At 67.1% G+C, this 17,249-nt stretch carries 17 protein-coding genes and 1 pseudogene; 11 read left to right on the top strand and 7 right to left on the bottom strand.

Features of this window, described 5'->3' with window-relative positions:
• Positions 1-246 (bottom strand): annotated as a pseudogene (locus tag LPZ50_RS10490) (Imm21 family immunity protein); the annotation flags it as partial.
• Between LPZ50_RS10490 and LPZ50_RS10485 the strand changes: the two are divergent.
• Together LPZ50_RS10485 and LPZ50_RS10480 are read left to right on the top strand one after the other, a co-directional pair.
• Positions 133-828, top strand: a complete 696-nt coding sequence (locus tag LPZ50_RS10485; protein ID WP_268903329.1) for a FecR domain-containing protein — start codon at positions 133-135, stop codon at positions 826-828. The pseudogene LPZ50_RS10490 and the gene LPZ50_RS10485 sit on opposite strands and share 114 nt — an antisense overlap.
• A 93-nt stretch (positions 829-921) precedes the next feature.
• A complete protein-coding gene (locus LPZ50_RS10480) occupies positions 922-3,411 on the top strand; it encodes a TonB-dependent siderophore receptor (protein WP_230661031.1) in 2,490 nt (829 codons plus the stop codon).
• A 28-nt stretch (positions 3,412-3,439) separates the two neighbouring features.
• Here LPZ50_RS10480 and LPZ50_RS10475 read toward each other — a convergent pair whose 3' ends face one another.
• Both LPZ50_RS10475 and LPZ50_RS10470 read right to left on the bottom strand, forming a co-directional pair.
• Positions 3,440-3,838, bottom strand: a complete 399-nt coding sequence (locus LPZ50_RS10475; protein ID WP_230661029.1) for a VOC family protein — start codon at positions 3,836-3,838, stop codon at positions 3,440-3,442.
• Between the two features lie 21 nt (positions 3,839-3,859).
• Entirely contained in the window at positions 3,860-4,057 is a 198-nt protein-coding gene (locus LPZ50_RS10470; protein WP_230661026.1) for a hypothetical protein, read from the bottom strand.
• A gap of 503 nt (positions 4,058-4,560) precedes the next feature.
• Between LPZ50_RS10470 and LPZ50_RS10465 the strand changes: the two genes are divergently transcribed.
• From LPZ50_RS10465 to LPZ50_RS10445, 5 genes are all read left to right on the top strand, one after another.
• The gene (locus LPZ50_RS10465) at positions 4,561-6,438 is read left to right on the top strand and encodes an ABC transporter ATP-binding protein (protein WP_230661024.1); all 1,878 of its coding nucleotides are present in this window, start codon (positions 4,561-4,563) and stop codon (positions 6,436-6,438) included.
• A gap of 10 nt (positions 6,439-6,448) precedes the next feature.
• The gene (locus LPZ50_RS10460; protein WP_230661022.1) at positions 6,449-7,141 is read left to right on the top strand and encodes a helix-turn-helix transcriptional regulator; all 693 of its coding nucleotides are present in this window, start codon (positions 6,449-6,451) and stop codon (positions 7,139-7,141) included.
• Positions 7,142-7,259: 118 nt separating this feature from the next.
• On the top strand, positions 7,260-7,625 hold the full coding sequence (locus tag LPZ50_RS10455; RefSeq protein ID WP_230661020.1) for a VOC family protein: 366 nt from the start codon (positions 7,260-7,262) through the stop codon (positions 7,623-7,625).
• A 122-nt stretch (positions 7,626-7,747) separates the two neighbouring features.
• Positions 7,748-8,947: an MFS transporter gene (locus tag LPZ50_RS10450; RefSeq protein ID WP_230661018.1), complete on the top strand. Its 1,200-nt coding sequence runs from the start codon at positions 7,748-7,750 to the stop codon at positions 8,945-8,947.
• A 97-nt stretch (positions 8,948-9,044) separates the two neighbouring features.
• Positions 9,045-9,377 carry a YegP family protein gene (locus LPZ50_RS10445; RefSeq protein ID WP_230661014.1) on the top strand — a complete coding sequence of 111 codons (333 nt, stop codon included), beginning with the start codon at positions 9,045-9,047 and terminating at the stop codon, positions 9,375-9,377.
• A gap of 19 nt (positions 9,378-9,396) precedes the next feature.
• On the opposite strand, the gene LPZ50_RS10440 is transcribed toward LPZ50_RS10445, so the two are convergent.
• From LPZ50_RS10440 to LPZ50_RS10430, 3 genes are all read right to left on the bottom strand, one after another.
• The gene (locus LPZ50_RS10440) at positions 9,397-9,858 is read right to left on the bottom strand and encodes a DUF2501 domain-containing protein (protein ID WP_230661012.1); all 462 of its coding nucleotides are present in this window, start codon (positions 9,856-9,858) and stop codon (positions 9,397-9,399) included.
• A gap of 173 nt (positions 9,859-10,031) precedes the next feature.
• A complete protein-coding gene (locus tag LPZ50_RS10435; RefSeq protein WP_230661010.1) occupies positions 10,032-11,174 on the bottom strand; it encodes a mandelate racemase/muconate lactonizing enzyme family protein in 1,143 nt (380 codons plus the stop codon).
• 7 nt (positions 11,175-11,181) lie between these two features.
• Complete coding sequence (locus LPZ50_RS10430; RefSeq protein WP_230661008.1) at positions 11,182-11,907, bottom strand: GntR family transcriptional regulator; 726 nt, start codon at positions 11,905-11,907, stop codon at positions 11,182-11,184.
• A 98-nt stretch (positions 11,908-12,005) separates the two neighbouring features.
• On the opposite strand from LPZ50_RS10430, the gene LPZ50_RS10425 reads away from it, so the two are divergent.
• The 4 genes from LPZ50_RS10425 to LPZ50_RS10410 are packed head-to-tail and all read left to right on the top strand — an operon-like array spanning position 12,006 to position 16,239.
• Positions 12,006-12,773, top strand: a complete 768-nt coding sequence (locus LPZ50_RS10425; RefSeq protein WP_230661006.1) for an ABC transporter permease — start codon at positions 12,006-12,008, stop codon at positions 12,771-12,773.
• Positions 12,770-13,582, top strand: a complete 813-nt coding sequence (locus tag LPZ50_RS10420) for an ABC transporter ATP-binding protein (RefSeq protein WP_230661004.1) — start codon at positions 12,770-12,772, stop codon at positions 13,580-13,582. Before LPZ50_RS10425 ends, LPZ50_RS10420 begins: the two co-directional genes overlap by 4 nt.
• A gap of 35 nt (positions 13,583-13,617) precedes the next feature.
• Entirely contained in the window at positions 13,618-14,622 is a 1,005-nt protein-coding gene (locus LPZ50_RS10415; RefSeq protein WP_230661002.1) for an ABC transporter substrate-binding protein, read from the top strand.
• A 15-nt stretch (positions 14,623-14,637) separates the two neighbouring features.
• Positions 14,638-16,239 carry a GMC family oxidoreductase gene (locus tag LPZ50_RS10410; RefSeq protein ID WP_230660998.1) on the top strand — a complete coding sequence of 534 codons (1,602 nt, stop codon included), beginning with the start codon at positions 14,638-14,640 and terminating at the stop codon, positions 16,237-16,239.
• Between the two features lie 91 nt (positions 16,240-16,330).
• On the opposite strand, the gene LPZ50_RS10405 is transcribed toward LPZ50_RS10410, so the two are convergent.
• The coding region (locus tag LPZ50_RS10405; RefSeq protein WP_230660995.1) for a Bug family tripartite tricarboxylate transporter substrate binding protein at positions 16,331-17,249 on the bottom strand (919 nt) is incomplete at its 5' end.

Genomic DNA, 17,249 nt, shown 5'->3' with positions numbered 1-17,249 from the left:
ACCGTCGGCCCCGGCGTGGACGGAGAGGCGGCGCAGCCGGACCAGGGTGAGCCAGGTCTGCGCATCGGGCTCCACATACGCTGCCCGGACCGCATACCGCCCGGCCACCAGGTCGATCCGCAGATGTGCCTCCTGACGGCACTCCTCGCCCGTCCACGCCGCGTCGAACAGGACGACCGGCCCCGGCACCTGCCAGATCACCTCCGGCTCCCAGGCGGCGGCGAGCAGCGCCGCATCGACCTGCCGGACGGCAGCCTGCTTACCCTGAACACGGCCAGCGCAGTGGACATCGCCTTTACCGAAGGGCTGCGGGAAATTTCGCTGCGCAGCGGTGAAATCCTGGTGGAAACCGCCGGCGCGGCGCGGCAGGATCCGCGCCCCTTGCGGGTGCGCACCGCGCAGGGCAGCGTAACGGCCCGGCAAACGCGCTTTACCGTACGGCAATTCGATGCGCGCAGCGCGGTGGCCGTCATCGATGGCAGCGTCGGCATCCAGCCGGCGGCGGGCGCCGCCCACGACCTGGCGGCCGGCTATTGGGCCGATTTCTCGCGCGAATCCGTGGGGCCTGCGCACGCGTTCCGCTATCCGCCCCAGGCCTGGGCGCAGGGCATCCTATACGCCGACAACCTGTCGCTGGCCGACTTCGGCGCGGAAATCGGCCGCTACCGGCCGGGCATCGTGCGTTGCGACCCGGAAGTGGCCCGGCTGCGCGTATCCGGCGCGTTCCAGTTGCGCGAGACGGATACCGCTCTGCGTGCCGTCACCCGCAGTCTGCCCGTGCAGCTGGTGTACCGCACGCGCTACTGGGTCACGCTGGCGGCGGCCTGATTGCCCGCCAGCCGTCCCGGCTCCGGCTCGCGTGGCACCTTTTCCGGTCTCGTACGACATAGATGGCAGAACCCCCATACGGATCCTGCCAGCATGACCCGATTTCACTCAGTTTCTCCCCGTCGTTCCGCCCGCCGCACCCCCACTGCCGGCCTGACCGCCCTGTCCATGGCGCTTGCCCTGTCGCTGGGCGGCGTGGCAATCGACGCGAACGCCCAGGCGCGCGCCGCATCCGCCCAGTCTTTCAACATTCCCGCCGGCCCGCTGGGCGCCGCGCTGACGACGTTTGCCGGCGCCGCCGGCATCAACCTGTCGTTCGACCCGGCGCTGGCCAGCGGACTGCGTTCCGCCGGCCTTCAGGGCAACTGGACAGTAGACCAGGGCCTGCAGCACCTGCTGTCCGGCACGGGCCTGATGCCGGTGCGCGAAGGCGGCAATGTGTACAGCCTGCGGCGGGTGCCCGCGGGCGCCACGGCAGTGCTGCCGGCCGTCACGGTGGAAGGCGCGCAGGAATCGGCCCGCGGCCCGGTGATAGGCTTCGTGGCGCGGCGCAGTGCCACGGGCACGAAAACCGATGCCCCCCTGATCGAGGTTCCACAGACCGTAAACGTGGTGACGCGCGACGAAATAGCCGCGCGCGGCTCGCGCACCATCGTCGAGGCGCTGTCGTATACCCCCGGCCTGTACGCCCCCGGCGGCAGCTCCGACCTGCGCTACGACAACATTTACTTGCGCGGCGGCTATGCGGCGCGCAACAACCTGGACGGCTCGCGCCTGCCGTATGGCGCCTACAGCTTCGGCATGCTTCAGATCGAGCCCTTTGGCCTGGAACGCGTGGAAGTGCTGAAGGGGCCATCGTCGGTGCTGTACGGCCAGAACACGCCGGGCGGGCTGATCAATATGGTCAGCAAGCTGCCCACCGATACGCCGTTGCGCGAAGTGTCCGTGCAGACCGGCAGCTATGGCCGGGCCCAGGCCACCGTGGATCTCGGCGGGCCGCTGGACGAAGAAGGCCAGTGGAGCTACCGCCTGACGGCCCTGCAGCGCGACGCCGCGCAATCGGCCAACTATTCCAAAGACGACCGCACCTTTGTCGCCCCGGCCCTGACCTGGAAGCCCTCGGCCGCCACCTCACTGACCTTCCTGGGTTTCTATCAGAAGGATTACCAAGTGCCGCTGTATGGCACCCTGCCCGCGGCGGGCACGCTGTACGACAACCCCAACGGCCGCATCCCGCGCGACCGGTTCGCCGGCGAACCCGACTGGGACCGCTACAAGCGTGAGCAGTTTTCGGTGGGCTATTTGTTCAGCCACCAGGCCAACGACACCTGGACCTTCAAGCAGAACCTGCGCTACAACCACATGCGCGGCGAAGCGCGCGCCATGCCGGGCTACCTGCTGAACCCGGTGGACATGCGCACCTGGTCGCGCACCATGTCGCGCGGACGCGGCACCGGCGCCACGTTCACCGTCGACACGCAGGCCCTGGCGCGTTTCGACACCGGCCCGGTCAGCCACGAGGCCCTGTTCGGCTTCGACGTCCTGAACATGCGCGACACCTACGAATTCGCCAATGCCATCGCGGGCGTACCGCCGCTGGACTTGTTCGATCCGGTGTACGGGAAACCCATGCCGGGCGTGGACGACCTGATCACCCGCATCGACTCCCGCCAGTCGACCGAGCAATACGGTTTTTATGCGCAAGACCAGCTGCGCTATCAAAACTGGATACTGACCCTGGGCGGGCGCTATGACATTGCCGACAGCACCACCCGCAATTTGCTGGCTGCGCAGAAAGTCACGCAGCGCGACCATGCATTCACCGGCCGCGCCGGCCTGACGTACCTGTTCGACAACGGCTGGGCGCCCTATGTGGCGTACTCGACATCATTTGCCCCCACCGGCGGGACGGACTTCGAAGGCAACCCCTTCAAGGCCAGCAAGGGCAAGCAGATCGAAGCTGGGGTGAAATACCAGCCGCCCGGGTCCAACAGCCTGGTCACGCTGTCGGTGTATCAGCTAACGCAAACCAATGTGCTGACCAGCGATACCACGCCCGGCCGCCCGCCCGGCTTCCAGTCGCAGGCCGGCGAAACGCGCGCGCGCGGCATCGAACTGGAAGGCAAGGCCAGCCTGGCCCGCGGCCTGGACCTGGTGGCGTCGTATGCCTATGTCGATTCCGTGGTGACGCGCAGCGCCAACACCGACCTGATCAACGGCGTCCCGGAATCGCGCGAAGGCAAACACCCTTACTACGCGCCGCGCCACCAGGCGGCGGCCTGGCTGGGCTACACCGTGCAAAGCGGCGCGCTGCAAGGACTGGGGCTGGGCGCGGGCGTGCGCTACGTCGGCGCCGACTGGGGCGATCCGGCCAACACTTTGCGCATTCCCGCGGTTACGCTGGTGGACGCCGCGCTGTCGTATGACTTCGGCCGCGCACACCCCTCGCTGGGCGGCCTGAGCCTGGCCCTGAACGCCACCAACCTGTTCGACCGCCGCTATGTCGGCACTTGCATCACCGCGACCTCATGCTCGTACGGCGCCGGCCGCATGGTATACGCCACGCTTAAGTACGCCTGGTAAGGCGCGGTCGCGTGGCCGGGCGCGGCCGTCATTGCCGGGCCGCGCAGACAAACGCAATTTTGTTGCCCTCGGGGTCGCGGCAATAGGCCGCGTAGAAATCGGGCGCATACCTGCTGCGCAGCCCGGGGCGCCCCTCGTCGGTACCGCCGCGGTCGATGGCGGCGGCCCAGCAGCGATCGACCACTTCGCATGACGGCGCCTGAAAACTGATCTGGACGCCGTTGCCCCAGGTCGCCGGCAAGCCGTTGAACGGCGGCGCCACGACGAACGAGGGCCAGCGCTGCCGGGGCGGACGCCAGACGACGCCAGCCGGCCCGGCGGTTTCCACGGTGTCCTGGTGCAGCAGCCCCAGCGGCGCAAGCACGGCGTCATAGAAGGCGACCAGGCGCGGCCAATCGCGCGCGCCAACCTGGATATGGGTATACATGACAAATACTGTCAGCCCCGGCTAGGCGGGTTGGCTGCGCGCCTGCCTGATCAAGTCATCGGCCTGGCGGCGCACGTTGTCTTCCACTTCGCGCAAGACCCGCCATTCGTCGTACTTGCCGGCTTCGAGAACATTATTGGCCTCGTAGAAGTCCATCACCGCGGTGTGGGCTTCGTGCCAGAGGCGCATGGCAGCTTGCACATCGTTGATGTCAGTCATGGTGGGCTCCTGGTCGGGAAGATGAACTGCGCGCTGAGCAAATACTGTTCCTGTCCGGCATGCGCCGGCCTGCGGAGCATGGGTGAGCGCCTGAGCACTCGTAATTCTTACGGCATCTTTGCAAACCCGCCGAACCTCGCACGCCAGGTTTCACTTTCATACAACAGATATTGCCACTGTCAAGTAACGCCTGATAAGATTCGGCCTCGGGTATTTCCCTACCCACCTCTTCCATCTTCTTCACTCAACCACCAGGGAGGCGTTCGATGTACGTAATCCGCACCGCTATCCCCAGCGTGGCCGCACGACACCGTTAAGTCGTCGCTGGCGCTGGGCCGCCTGCTAGTCATTTTCAGCTTGTAAGCCTCGCTTACGGCCGGCCCTCGCCCGTTCCAGACAAATCATGCTTTGCATGCCGGCATCGGCCGGCGCGCTCGATGCGTCTGTTCCCTATTGCTTCCGATTGGAGTCCCGGTGCAGTTGATCGCACCGGGCAATGACAAATGGCTCGAAGAAAAATCGACTTGCGCGGACAGGCTTTCAAGCATGTCCTGGGCTTTACCTTTCGCCACTGGCGCGAACAACCCTGGCGCATCGCGCTGATCGTGGCGCTGGTGCTGCTGTCGGCGGCGGCCGACGTGCTGACGCCGCTGTACGCCGGACGGCTGATCGACGCGGTGGCATCCGGCCTGGCCGACGCTGCCTGGGACAGCGCCGCCGCCTCGTTCTGGGCGCTGTTCACCCTGGGCCTGGCCAGCACGCTGCTGCTGCAGATGGTGTACTTCAACATCATCGCGCTGACGCTCAAGATGATGAGCGCCATTGCCTCGCGCGCGTTCCACCGCGTGCAGCACCTGTCCACCGACTGGCATGCCAACAGCTTCGCCGGATCGACAGTGCGCAAGATCACGCGCGGCATGTGGGCGCTGGACTTGCTGAACGACACGCTGCTGGTGGCCCTGCTGCCCTCGGTGGCCATGCTGGTGGGCGCCACCGTGGTACTGGGCTGGCACTGGCCTGTCATGGGCGCGGTGGTGGGCGTGGGCTCGCTGCTTTACATCAGCATCACCGCCGCGCTGTCCCTGGGTTTCGTGGCGCCGGCCGCGCGCCTGGGCAATGCCTGGGACACGCGCCTGGGCGGCGCGCTGGCCGACGCCGTCACCTGCAACCCGGTGGTGAAAGCCTTCGGCGCCGAACAGCGCGAAGAGGCCCGCCTGGGCCGGGTGCTGGGCAAGTGGCGTCACCGCACCCGCCGCGGCTGGGTCCGCGGTTCGGTCAACGGCGGTGTGCAGGGCGTCATGCTGGCCGCCATGCAGGCCGCGATCCTGGGTTCCGCGCTGCTGTTGTGGAGCCGCGGCGAAGCCTCGGTGGGCGACATCACGTTCGCCTTGACCATGTTCTTCATCTTGCAAGGCTATCTGCGCGACATCGGCATGCATATCCGCAACCTGCAGCGCTCGGTCAACGACATGGAAGAACTGGTTTCCCTGCACGCCCAGCCGCTGGGCGTGGACGACCGCCCCGGCGCGCGCGACATTGCCATCGAGCACGGCGAGATCCGCTTCGACAATGTGACGTTCCGCTACGGCGCGCACCCGACGCCGCTGTACGACCGGTTTTCGGTGCGCATCGCGCCGGGCGAACGCGTGGGCCTGGTGGGCCATTCCGGCTCGGGCAAGACCACATTCATCAAGCTGATCCAGCGGCTGTACGACATCAACGATGGACACATCACCATCGACGGGCAGGACATCGCCGACGTGCGCCAGGCCTCGCTGCGCAGCCAGATCGCCATCGTGCAGCAGGAACCGGTGCTGTTCCACCGCACTCTGGCCGAGAACATCGCCTACGCGCGCCCGGGCGCCACGCGCGCCGACATCGAGCGGGCGGCGCGGCAGGCCAGCGCGCACGACTTCATCATGGCCCTGCCCCAGGGCTATGAAACCCTGGTGGGCGAACGCGGCGTGAAATTGTCGGGCGGCGAACGCCAGCGCGTGGCCATCGCGCGCGCGTTCCTGGCGGATGCGCCGGTGCTGATCCTGGACGAGGCCACGTCCAGCCTGGACAGCGAAAGCGAGGCGCTGATACAGCGCGCCATGGAACGGCTGATGGCGGGCCGCACTACGCTAGTGGTGGCCCACCGCCTGTCCACCGTGCGCGCCATGGACCGCCTGCTGGTGCTGGACAAGGGCCGCATCGCCGAGGAAGGCAGCCACGACATGCTGGTGCGCCGCGCGGGCGGGCTGTACCGCCGCCTGCTGGAGCGCCAGGCCCTGGAACTGACGCAAGGCCTGGAACTGCCCGCCCCGGCACGGCGCGGCGCCCCGGCATCCCGCGACGACGCCGACGCCGACGACGAAGCCATGCTGGCCCCCAGCTAAGGAACCCCATATGTCCAGAACCCAACGGCTGTTCGCCCTGATCGAGTTGCTGCGCACACACCGCTATCCGGTATCGGGCGCCGAGCTGGCGGCCGAGCTCGACGTCAGCCTGCGCACGCTGTACCGCGACATTGCCACCCTGCAGGAACAGGGCGCCCAGATCGACGCGGAACCGGGGCGCGGCTATCTGCTGCGGCCGGGCTTCGCGCTACCGTCGCTGATGTTCTCGGAAGACGAGATCGAAGCGCTGGTGCTGGGCTCGCGCTGGGTGGCCGACCGGGGCGGAGACGCCCGCCTGAGCGGCGCGGCCTGCAGCGCCCTGGCCAAGATCGCCGCCGTGCTGCCGCATGAGCTGCGTGCCCTGGTGGACGACGACACGCTGCTGATCGGTGCCGGGGAGACGGTGCCGGTGGACGGCGCGGTGCTGCTCGCCCTGCGGCGCGCCATCCGTTCCGAGCACAAGCTGGACATTGTGTACCGCGACCTGCAAGACGCCGAGTCCGCGCGCACGATCTGGCCGTTTGCGCTGGCCTGCTTCGACCACGTGTGGCTGGTGGTGGCCTGGTGCGAACTGCGCCAGGCCTTCCGGCATTTCCGGGCCGACCGCATCGCCAGCCTGACGGTTTCCGGGCAGCCCTATCCGCGCAAGCGCCAGGTGCTCATGCAGGCCTGGCGGGCGGTTCGCGTCATGGCGCCGCCCTGATCTCCCTTAGTGTTCACCCTACTGACAATTTTTGACAGCATGCCTCTTTACGATGCGTCAGGCCGCCGCGGCGAACCCGTAACGCGGCCGATGCCATCGCCTTTGCGGAGCATTCCCCATGATCGATCCCAACCTGATCATCCTGTATGTCGACAGCCCGGACCGCAGTGCCCGGTTCTACACCGAACTGCTGCACAAGGAACCGATACATTCCACGGCCAGCTTCGCCAAATTCAAGCTGGATTCCGGCCTGATGCTGGGGTTGTGGGCCCGCCAGACCGTCTCGCCCCGGGCCATATCCGCCGGGCGCGCCGGCGAACTGGCCATTCCGGTTCCCGACCGCGAAACCGTGCGCGCCCTGCACGCCGACTGGACCGAGCGCGGCATTCCCATTGCCCAGCCGCCCACCGACCTGGACATCGGCCACACCTTCGTGGCGCTGGACCCTGACGGGCACCGGCTGCGGGTCATCACGCGCGCCTGATCCCGGCCGCGGCTCCGCCCCGTTGCCGCCGCGCTGTCACAGGCGGCGGCTACAATGACGCCCTGCACGCCCGCGCGCCCACGGCGCGCGGGCAGCCATCAACCCCGCATGATCCGCCTCCCATGACTTCCGCTATTTCCGGGCACCGTTCGCCCGGCCTGGTGCTGTTCGCGCTCGCCGTCGGCGCCTTCGCCATCGGCACCACCGAATTCGCCACCATGAGCCTGCTGCCTTATTTCGCGCAGAGCCTGCATATCGACGCCCCCACCGCCGGGCACGTCATCAGCGCCTATGCGCTGGGCGTGGTGGTGGGCGCGCCGCTGATCACCGTGGCCGCCGCGCGCCTGCCCCGCCGGGCCATGCTGATCATGCTGATGAGCATGTTCGCCCTGTTCAACGGCCTGTGCGCCTTCGCCCCCACCTATGAATGGATGATGGCGCTGCGCTTCCTGGCCGGCCTGCCCCATGGCGCGTACTTCGGCATTGCCTCGCTGGTGGCCGTGTCCATGGTGCCCGAGCACCGCCGCACCCAGGCGGTGGGCCGCATGTTCCTGGGCCTGACCGTAGCCACCATCATCGGCGTTCCCATGGCCAACTGGCTGGGCCAGGCCGTGGGCTGGCGCTGGGGCTTTGCACTGGTGGCGGCGGCCGGCCTGCTGACGGTGGCGCTGGTGGCTCTGTTCGCGCCCTCGACCCCGGCCGACCCGGGCGCCAGCCCGCTGCGCGAACTGGGCGCGCTCAAGCGCGCCCAGGTATGGATCACGCTGGGCATCGGCGCCGTCGGCTTTGGCGGCCTGTTCGCCGTGTATACCTACCTGGCCGATATCCTGATGACGGTGACCGGCGTGGCCCCCGACAACGTGCCGTGGGTGCTGGCGGTGTTCGGCATCGGCATGACAGCGGGCAACCTGATCATCCCCAAGTTCGCCGACCGCGCGCTCATGCCCACCGCGGGCGGGCTGCTGCTGTTCAGCGCCGCGTCGCTGGCGCTGTTCATGGTCAGCATCGACCATGTCTGGGCGATTACCCTGGCCGTGTTCCTGGTGGGCATGGGCGGCGCGCTGGGCACAGTGCTACAGACCCGCCTGATGGACGTGGCCGACCACGCCCAGGGGCTGGCGGCCGCCCTGAATCATTCCGCCTTCAATACGGCCAATGCGCTGGGACCCTGGCTGGGCGGACTGGCGCTGGCCCATGGCCACGGCTGGCGCTCACCGGGCTGGGTCGGGGCACTGCTCGCGCTGGGCGGCTTCGCGCTGTGGGTGCTGTCGGTATCGCTGGATCGCCAGCGCCGCCTGGTGCGCGCGGCCGCGCAAACCTAGGCAAAACCGCCTGCTTTACCTATGATCGGGACACCCACGGCGCGCAACGCCGCGTCCAGGGTGTTCCGCCCATCGCTTCAACCCAAGGAGTCACATCATGGCAGGTTGGTTTGAATTGAAAAAAGCCACGAACGGACAGTTCCATTTTTCCCTGAAGGCCGGCAACGGGGAAACCATACTGACCAGCGAGATGTATGCCGCCAAGGCATCGGCCGAGAACGGCATCGCTTCCGTGCAGAAGAACAGCGTCGACACCGCCCGCTACAACCCGGCCACCTCGTCCAACGGCAAGTTCTACTTCACGCTGCGTGCCGCCAACAATCAGATCATCGGCAACAGCCAGATGTACGGCACCGAGGCCGCGCGCGACAACGGCATCGCCTCGGTGAAACAGAACGGATCCACGCAGGACATCCGCGACAACAGTTGAATGCCCGCGCGCGGCGCGCCTACAAGAACGATTTGCCCTGCTCCAGCACTTGGTCGCACGCCTTGCGGGTGATTTCTTCTTTCAGGCCGCCGCCGCTCAAATCCACTGATTTGCCGTCGCTGCCCGTCAGGATGCCCTGCGCCCCCTTGCTGTAGCCCGGGTCGCTCTCGGCCTGGCCCGAACCGCCGGAAATCTTGCCCATCAACTGGTCTTTCACGCCCTGGGCGTCGTTGCCTTCCAGGTAGTTGTTCTTGATGCAGAACTCCAGCACGCCCGCGGCATTGCCCGCGCTGCCGGCGCTCAACGACGACAGCGACAGGCCATCGCCCAGCCCTTGCGCGGCGCTGCCCGCCGAGCCGCCCTGCGCGCCTCCCAGCTGGCCTTTGACACTATCCAGCAATTGCGCGTAGGCGCCCGCACTGGCGAACTGCAGCGCCACAACCATTGCCGCGCCGATGACATGCCGATGGTGGAACTTCATAGCTTGCTCCCAAGGCCAAGGAAAACCGCCACCATCCTAGCGGCCCGCCCAGCCCGTTCACAAGACAGGCGCCGGCCGCCAGCCCGGCCGGATGCGACAAAATATGTGAAACCCACCCGCCGGCCCTCGCTGGCGTAGCACCTGGAAGCGCATTGTCACCAAGACGCCGGCCCTTACCGGGCGCAGCAGGCCTGCAAGGCCGCCACGTCGGGCTCCACGCCTATGCCCGGCGCGTGCCCCAGGCTGGCCACGCCATTGTCCAGCCGCGACAAGGCCGGGCTGAGCAGCGTGCGCAGCGGGTTGTCGTTGGAATCGATCTCGAGCAGGCCGCCGTGGGCCATGCCATCGACGGCCGCCAGCAAGTGCGCCGACGCCATCAGCCCCACGCCCGCCCCCAGGTAGTGGGGGCAATACCGCAAGCCGGCCGCGCGCACGGCGCGGATGACGGGCAGGCAGCCGGAAATGCCGCCCCACTTGGCCAGGTCCGGCTGCAGCACCTTCAGGTAGCCGGCCTCGATGGCCTGGCTGAAGGCGGCTACGCCCAGGAAATTCTCGCCGGCGGCGAGCGGCACGGGCGAATGGTGCGCCAGCGCCTGCCATTCCGCCAGGGGCCGGTCGGCGCGCAGGGGTTCTTCAAGCCAGGCAATATCCAGTTCGGCCATGGCAGCGGCCATGGCGGCTGCGTCGGGCGCGTCCCAGCCCTGGTTGGCGTCGGTCATCAGTGGCACGCCCGGCCCGAGCGTATCGCGCAGCGTGCGCAGGTTGCGCAGGTCGCGCTCGTGGCCGAAGCCCAGTTTCAACTTGAATGCCCGGTACCCTTCGCCCTGCTTCTGCAGCACGGTTTGCTCGGGCTCGTCGGGGTTGATGCCGCTGGCATAGACCTCGACGCGGTCGCTGCTGCCGCCCAGGTGAGCCCACAGCGGCTCGCCCGCGCGACGCGCGCACAGGTCCCATAGCGCCAGGTCCACGCCGGCAATGGCTTGCGCCATGGGTCCGGGTTCGCCGGACTGCAGCGCCAGCACTTCGGTCATCGCGGTGAGGTGGGCAAATGCGTCGGCCGGCCCGTCGAAAGTACGGCCCAGCAACAATGGCTTCAGCACCGTGTCGACCAGGCGCGCACGATGTTCCGCGCCACAGGACGGGAAATTGCACCAGACTTCCCCCCAGCCATGCGCGCCATCGCGGTCTTCGATGCGCACGAACACGGCGGGGCGGTCGTGCATGGTACCGAACGAGGTGCGCACCGGCCGTTCGACGGGATACCGCAACACGTGCACACTGAGTTCAACGGGAGCAAGACTGCGGGTTACGCCCATGGCGGCCTCAAGGAATCAGGTTCATTTCAACGTGGATGAAGTCGCCGCGGTACGAGACTTCGCTCAGGTAGATGACGCAGCCATCGGCATCGACGAACACGCGCCGCACTTCGGCGATAGGTGCGTTGACGGCCACCTGCAATTGCTGCGCCACCTCGGTGTCGGCCGTGCCGATGGTCAGTGTCTGGCGCGCCTGCGCGATATTCACGCCCGGCATCGATACCAGCAGCGGGATCACCGTCTCGTTGCGAAAGCGCGACGGGTCTTGCCGGAACACATGCTCGGCCAAGTAAATATTGATGACGCAGTAAGGGCGGCCTTCGCGCTCGTGGATGCGGCGCATGAATACATAGCGCGCGGCCGCCACGCCGTCTTGCGGGGTCAGCGGCGCGTTGTGCAGCGATTCGTCGATGGTGACGATCTTGGGCTTGGTATCGCGGTACACCTTGGCCAGTTCGGCCAGCGTGGTCTGCACGCGCAACCAGCGGTCGTTGGGCGGCAAGCCCGTGACGAAGGTGCCGCGCCCCTGCTGCGGCGACACCAGCCCTTCGCGCGTAAGCACATCGATGGCCTGGCGCACAGTAACGCGCGCCACCCCGAATTCGGCCACCAGGTCTTCCAGCGAGGGCACCTTCTGCCCTTGTTCCCACACCCCGCGCGCGATGCGCTGGCGCATCAGGTCGGCAAGCTGAAGATAGCGAGGAATGGGGCTGTCGTGAAAGTTGATAGCCATAAACAAATAGCCATATATTGTTTGCCGAACGTATGGTCTACAGTACGATTTGACCACTAAAAGGTCAAGCGCCATCAACACCAGATGGAGGAGACATTTTGCGCAACCGTTCCCTGCCGCAGCGCGCGGCACTGATAGCGGCACCCTGGCTGCTGATCATCCTGGCCTGGTATGTCGTGCGCGCCAGCGGCCTGGTCAGTCCGGCCCTGGTGCCCAGCCCCCACGAAGTGCTGGCCAAGTTCGGCGACTTGATGCAGACGCGCCTGCCGCACGACATCCTGATGTCCACGCAGCGCGTGCTGATCGGCGTATTGCTGGGCATTGTGCTGGCGGTGCCGGTGGGCTTCCTGCTGGGCTGGTACAGAAGCGTGCGCAGCTTCGTGGACCCGGTCATCAACTTCTTCCGCGCCCTGCCCCCCATCGCGCTGATTCCGCTGGTCATCGTGTATTTCGGCATTGGCGAATCGGCCAAGATCGCCATCCTGTTCTATGCGTCGTTCTTCGCCGGGGTCATCGTCATGTACGAAGGCATCGCGCAGATCAACCCGATTTTCGTGCGCGTATCGCGCACCCTGGGCGCCAGCGACGGCGAGATTTTCCGCAAGGTGATCGTGCCGCTCACCATCCCGCACATGCTCACCGCCCTGCGCGTGGCGCTGGGGGTGGCCTGGGCCACCCTGGTGGCCTCGGAACTGATCGCGGCCCAGCAGGGCCTGGGCGCGCTGATCCAGGACGCGTCATCATTCTTCCAACTGGACATCATCTACGTAGGCATCATCTGCATCGGCCTGATCGCCCTGGTCATGGACCTGATTCTGCGCGCCGTGGCGCGCCGGCTGGTGGCCTGGCAGGAGCGCATTGCATGACCGATACCCCCGCCCGCATCCGCTTCAGCAACGTGGCGGTGGACTACCCCACCGCCGACGGCCCCATGCGCGTGCTCGACGGCATCGACTACGAAATCCGGCAAGGCGAGTTCGTGTCGGTGATCGGCCCCTCGGGCTGCGGCAAGACCACCATGATGAACATCGTGGCCGGCTTCGTGCAGCCCACCCAGGGCGAAGTGCTGCTGGACGGCAAGCCCATCGCCGGCCCCGGGCCGGACCGCGGCGTGATCTTCCAGGAGTACGGCGTCTTCCCGTGGCTGACGGTGAAGGAAAACATCGCCTTCGGCCTGACGCTGCGGGCCAACCAGGCCGGCCGGGCCGAACGCGAAGAGATCTGCCAGCGCTACATGCAGTTGATGGGCCTGGCCGATTTCGCCAACCACCATCCCAAGCACTTGTCGGGCGGCATGCGCCAGCGGCTGGCGCTGGCCCGGGCCTACGCGGTGAAGCCGCAGTTCCTGCTGATGGACGAGCCCTTCGGCGCGCTGGATGCCCAGACGCGCTCTTCCATGCAGGATCTGCTGCTGCAAGTGCTGCTGGCCGAAGACAAGACGGTGATGTTGATCACCCATTCGGTGGAAGAAGCCATTTACCTGTCTTCGCGCATCGTGGTGGTCACGGCCCGCCCGGCCCGCATACGCACGGTGATCGACGTGCCTTTCGGCTATCCGCGCGCCGAGAACCTGCATGAAGATCCCCGCTTTGGCGAACTGCGTTCGCAAATCCGCGCCCTGGTGATGGAAGAGTACGCCAGGCAGGCCAGCCAGACCGTCCGGCTGGCTGATTAGTGTTGTCCCACGCAAGCAAGAAAGGAACCCACACCATGAACCCGCAGCGCAGAACTCTACTGAAAACCGGCGCCCTGGCGGCCGCCATGTCCGGCATCGGCATGCCCTGGGTGGCGCAGGCCGCGCAGAAGGTGCGCGTGGGCTACCTGCACACGCCCGCGGTCGACGGCCAGATCTGGACGGGCCTGGAAACCGGCGCGTTCACCGACCAGGGCCTGGACCTGGAAATGATCAAGTTCACTACCGGCCTGGAATTGTTCCAGGCCATGATAGGCGGCAGCCTGGACATGCTGTCCACCGGCGCCGTGGTATCGAATTTCCCGGCGCGTGGCCAGGGCAAGGTGTTCCTGCTGAACAACGTGGAATATGCCACCGCGCAGCTCTGGGTGCGCGGCGATTCCGGCATCAAGACGGCCGCCGACCTGAAGGGCAAGAAGATCTCCACCACGGCGGGCACCACCGCCCACGTATTCCTGGACCGCGTCCTGAAAGGCGCGAACCTGCAGGAAGGCAAGGACGTGCAGATCGTGAACCAGCGCATGACCGAGGCCGTCACCTCGTTCATCTCGGGCGCGGTGCCGGCCGTGGCATTGTGGGTACCGTTCGATGTGACGATCAAGCAGAAGGTCGAGGGCGCGCACAAGCTGGTGGACGCCTCGGCGTTCTACCCCGAAGCCGCCATCGTGGGCGGCTGGGCGGCGCGCAACGACTACTACGACAAGAACCCGCAGGTGATCCAGTCGCTGATCAAGGGCTGGGTGAAGGCCAACGACTACCTGCTTTCCAACACCGACGAGGCCGTGGAGGTGCTGCAGAAGAAGCATTATCCCCAGGTGCCGTTGCCCGACCTGAAAGAACAGTTCAAGGCATCGAAGTACTTCAGCTCGGCCGAATGGCGCGGCAAGTATGCCGACGGCACCGTCACCAAGTGGCTGCAGCAGGTCACCGACTTTTTCGTGCAGACGGCCAACATCTCGAACGCCGTGCCGGCCAAGACCTATTTCGACCCCAAGCCCTATATGGATGCGGTGAAGGGCTAGGCCCGCGGCTGCGCCATGACCCAGGCCTACGACTACATCATCGTCGGCGCAGGCTCGGCCGGCTGCGTGCTGGCCAATCGCCTGAGCGCCGACCCGGCCTGCCGCGTGCTGTTGCTGGAAGCCGGCGGCGCCGACACAGGCTTCTGGCTGAAGCTGCCGGTGGGCTATTTCCGTTCCATCTACGACCCGCGCTACTCGCGGCAGTTCGCGGTAGAGCCCCAGGAAGCCACCGGCAACCGCCCGATCATGTGGCCGCGCGGCCGCGTGCTGGGCGGTTCCAGCTCGATCAACGGCCTGATCTATATCCGCGGCCAGCATGCCGACTATGACGACTGGGCCCGGCTGGGCGCCACGGGCTGGAGCTACCGCGAGGTGCTGCCCACGTTCAGGAAATCGGAATGCTATGCCGGCGGCGCCAGCGAATACCACGGCGGCAGCGGCGAACTGCAGGTTTCGGACCTGCGCAATGACCACCCGCTGTGTGACGCCTGGCTGCGGGCCGGCGCCCAGGCAGGGCTGCCCGCCAGCCCGGATTTCAACGGCGCGCAGGACAGCGGCCTGGGCAGCTATCAGCTGACGCTGCGGGGCCGCTGGCGCGACAGCGCGGCCACCGCCTTTCTGCGTCCGGTGCGCGCCCGCCCGAACCTGACGGTGATCACGGACGCCCATGTCACACGGCTGCTGATCGAGCGCGGCGCCTGCCATGGCGTGGCCTGGCGGCAGAACGGCCAGAAGATGCGCGCGCAGGCCGGCAGCGAGGTCATCCTGGCGGCCGGCGCGCTGCAGTCGCCCCAGTTGCTGCAACTGTCGGGGGTGGGGCCCGCCGCCCTGCTGAAAAAGCACCGCATCACGGTCCAGGCGGATGCGCCGGAAGTCGGCCGCAACCTGCAAGACCACTACCAGGCGCGGGTCATCGTGCGCGTGAAAGACAAGCTTTCTCTCAATGACGAGGTGCGCAACCCGTTGAAGCTGGCCCGCATGGGCGCGCGCTGGCTATTCGGCCAGGACGGCCCGCTGACCGTGGGCGCCGGCCAGGTCGGCGGCATGGCGTGCACGGAACATGCGCGCAATGGGCGGGCCGACGTGCTGTTCAACGTGATGCCGCTATCGGTGGACAAGCCGGGCGACCCCCTGCACCCCTTTTCCGGATTCTCGGCTTCGGCCACGCAGTGCCGGCCGGATTCGCGCGGCACGGTCGAGATACAGTCGGCCGACCCGTTCAAGCCGCCCCGCATCGTTTCCAACTACCTGACCGAGCCGCTGGACATCAAGGTGCTGGTGGCGGGCTTGCGCATGCTGCGCGACATTTACCAACAGCCCGCCTTCCGCGAGTATCTGGCGGGCGACGAATACATGCCGGGCGCGTCGCTGCGCAGCGATGCGGAACTGGCCGAGTTCGCGCGCCAGCGCGGCGGCACGGTGTTCCATGTGTCGGGCACCTGCCGCATGGGCAGCGACGCCGCGGCCGTGGTCGACCCCAGCCTACGCGTGCAGGGCGTCGACCGCCTGCGCGTCATCGATGCCTCGGCAATGCCGGCGATGGTGTCGGCCAACACCAACGCCGCCACCATCCTGATCGCCGAGAAAGGCGCGGAACTGGTGCTGCAGGGCCGCTGACGGCCGGCCGCGGGCCGGCATCCGCCGCTGCGATACCGGGTGTCTGGCTCCCGCCAGGGCGCCAGACACCCGACAGCCAATTTGCCCCGGACTACTCGGCCTTGACGTTGGCGTCCTTGATCACCTTGGCCCATTTCGCGCGCTCGGCCGCGATGCGGGCGGCGGCGTCCTGGGGGCTGGTCCAGGTAGCCACGGCGCCCTGGTTCAGCAGGGCCGCCTTGACCTCGGGCTTGGACACGATCTGCTTGAGCGCGCCGTTGATCTTTTCCACCACCGGCGCGGGCGTGCCGGCCGGCGCCACGATGCCGAACATGGAACTGACCTGGAAGTTGGCCAGGCCCGCTTCGGCGGTGGTGGGCACGTCGGGCAAGGCTTCGGCGCGTTGGTCCGAGGCCACCGCCAGCGCGCGCAGCTTGCCGGCCTTGACGTGCCCCTGGGCGGCGGGCACGGTCTCGATCATGCTCAGCACCTGTCCGCCCATCAGGTCGGTCATGGCCGGACCGCTGCCTTTGTACGGCACGTGCAGCACCTTCACGCCCGTCATGCTCATGAACATCTCGGCCGCCAGATGCTGCGGCGAACCATTCCCGGATGAAGCCATCGTCAGGTAACCGGGCTTCGACTTTGCCAGCGCAATGAACTCTTGCAGCGATTTCGCCTGCACGGACGGATGCACCACGAATACCAGCGGCACCGTGCCCACGATGGATACCGGCGCGAAACTCTTTTCGATGTCGTAGGGCACCTTGCCCTTGTAGAGCTCGGCGTTGATGGAATGGCTGGTCAGCGCCCCCATCAGCAACGTGTATCCGTCGGGGTCGGCCTTGGCAACCTGGTCGGCGCCAATGTTGCCGGTTGCGCCGGCGCGGTTTTCCACGACCACCTGCTGCCCCAGGGCAACCGACAGCTCCTGCGCCATGACACGGCCGATGACGTCGGTGGCGCCGCCGGGCGGGTACGGCACCACCAGCCGCACCGGCCGCTCGGGATACGCGGCCGCCGCGGGCGCC

This window comes from Bordetella petrii (assembly GCF_020991325.1).
GTDB lineage: Bacteria > Pseudomonadota > Gammaproteobacteria > Burkholderiales > Burkholderiaceae_B > Bordetella_A > Bordetella_A petrii_E.
Note: the sequence above shows the minus strand (reverse complement) of the source record. Positions and strands in the feature narration are given on the sequence as shown.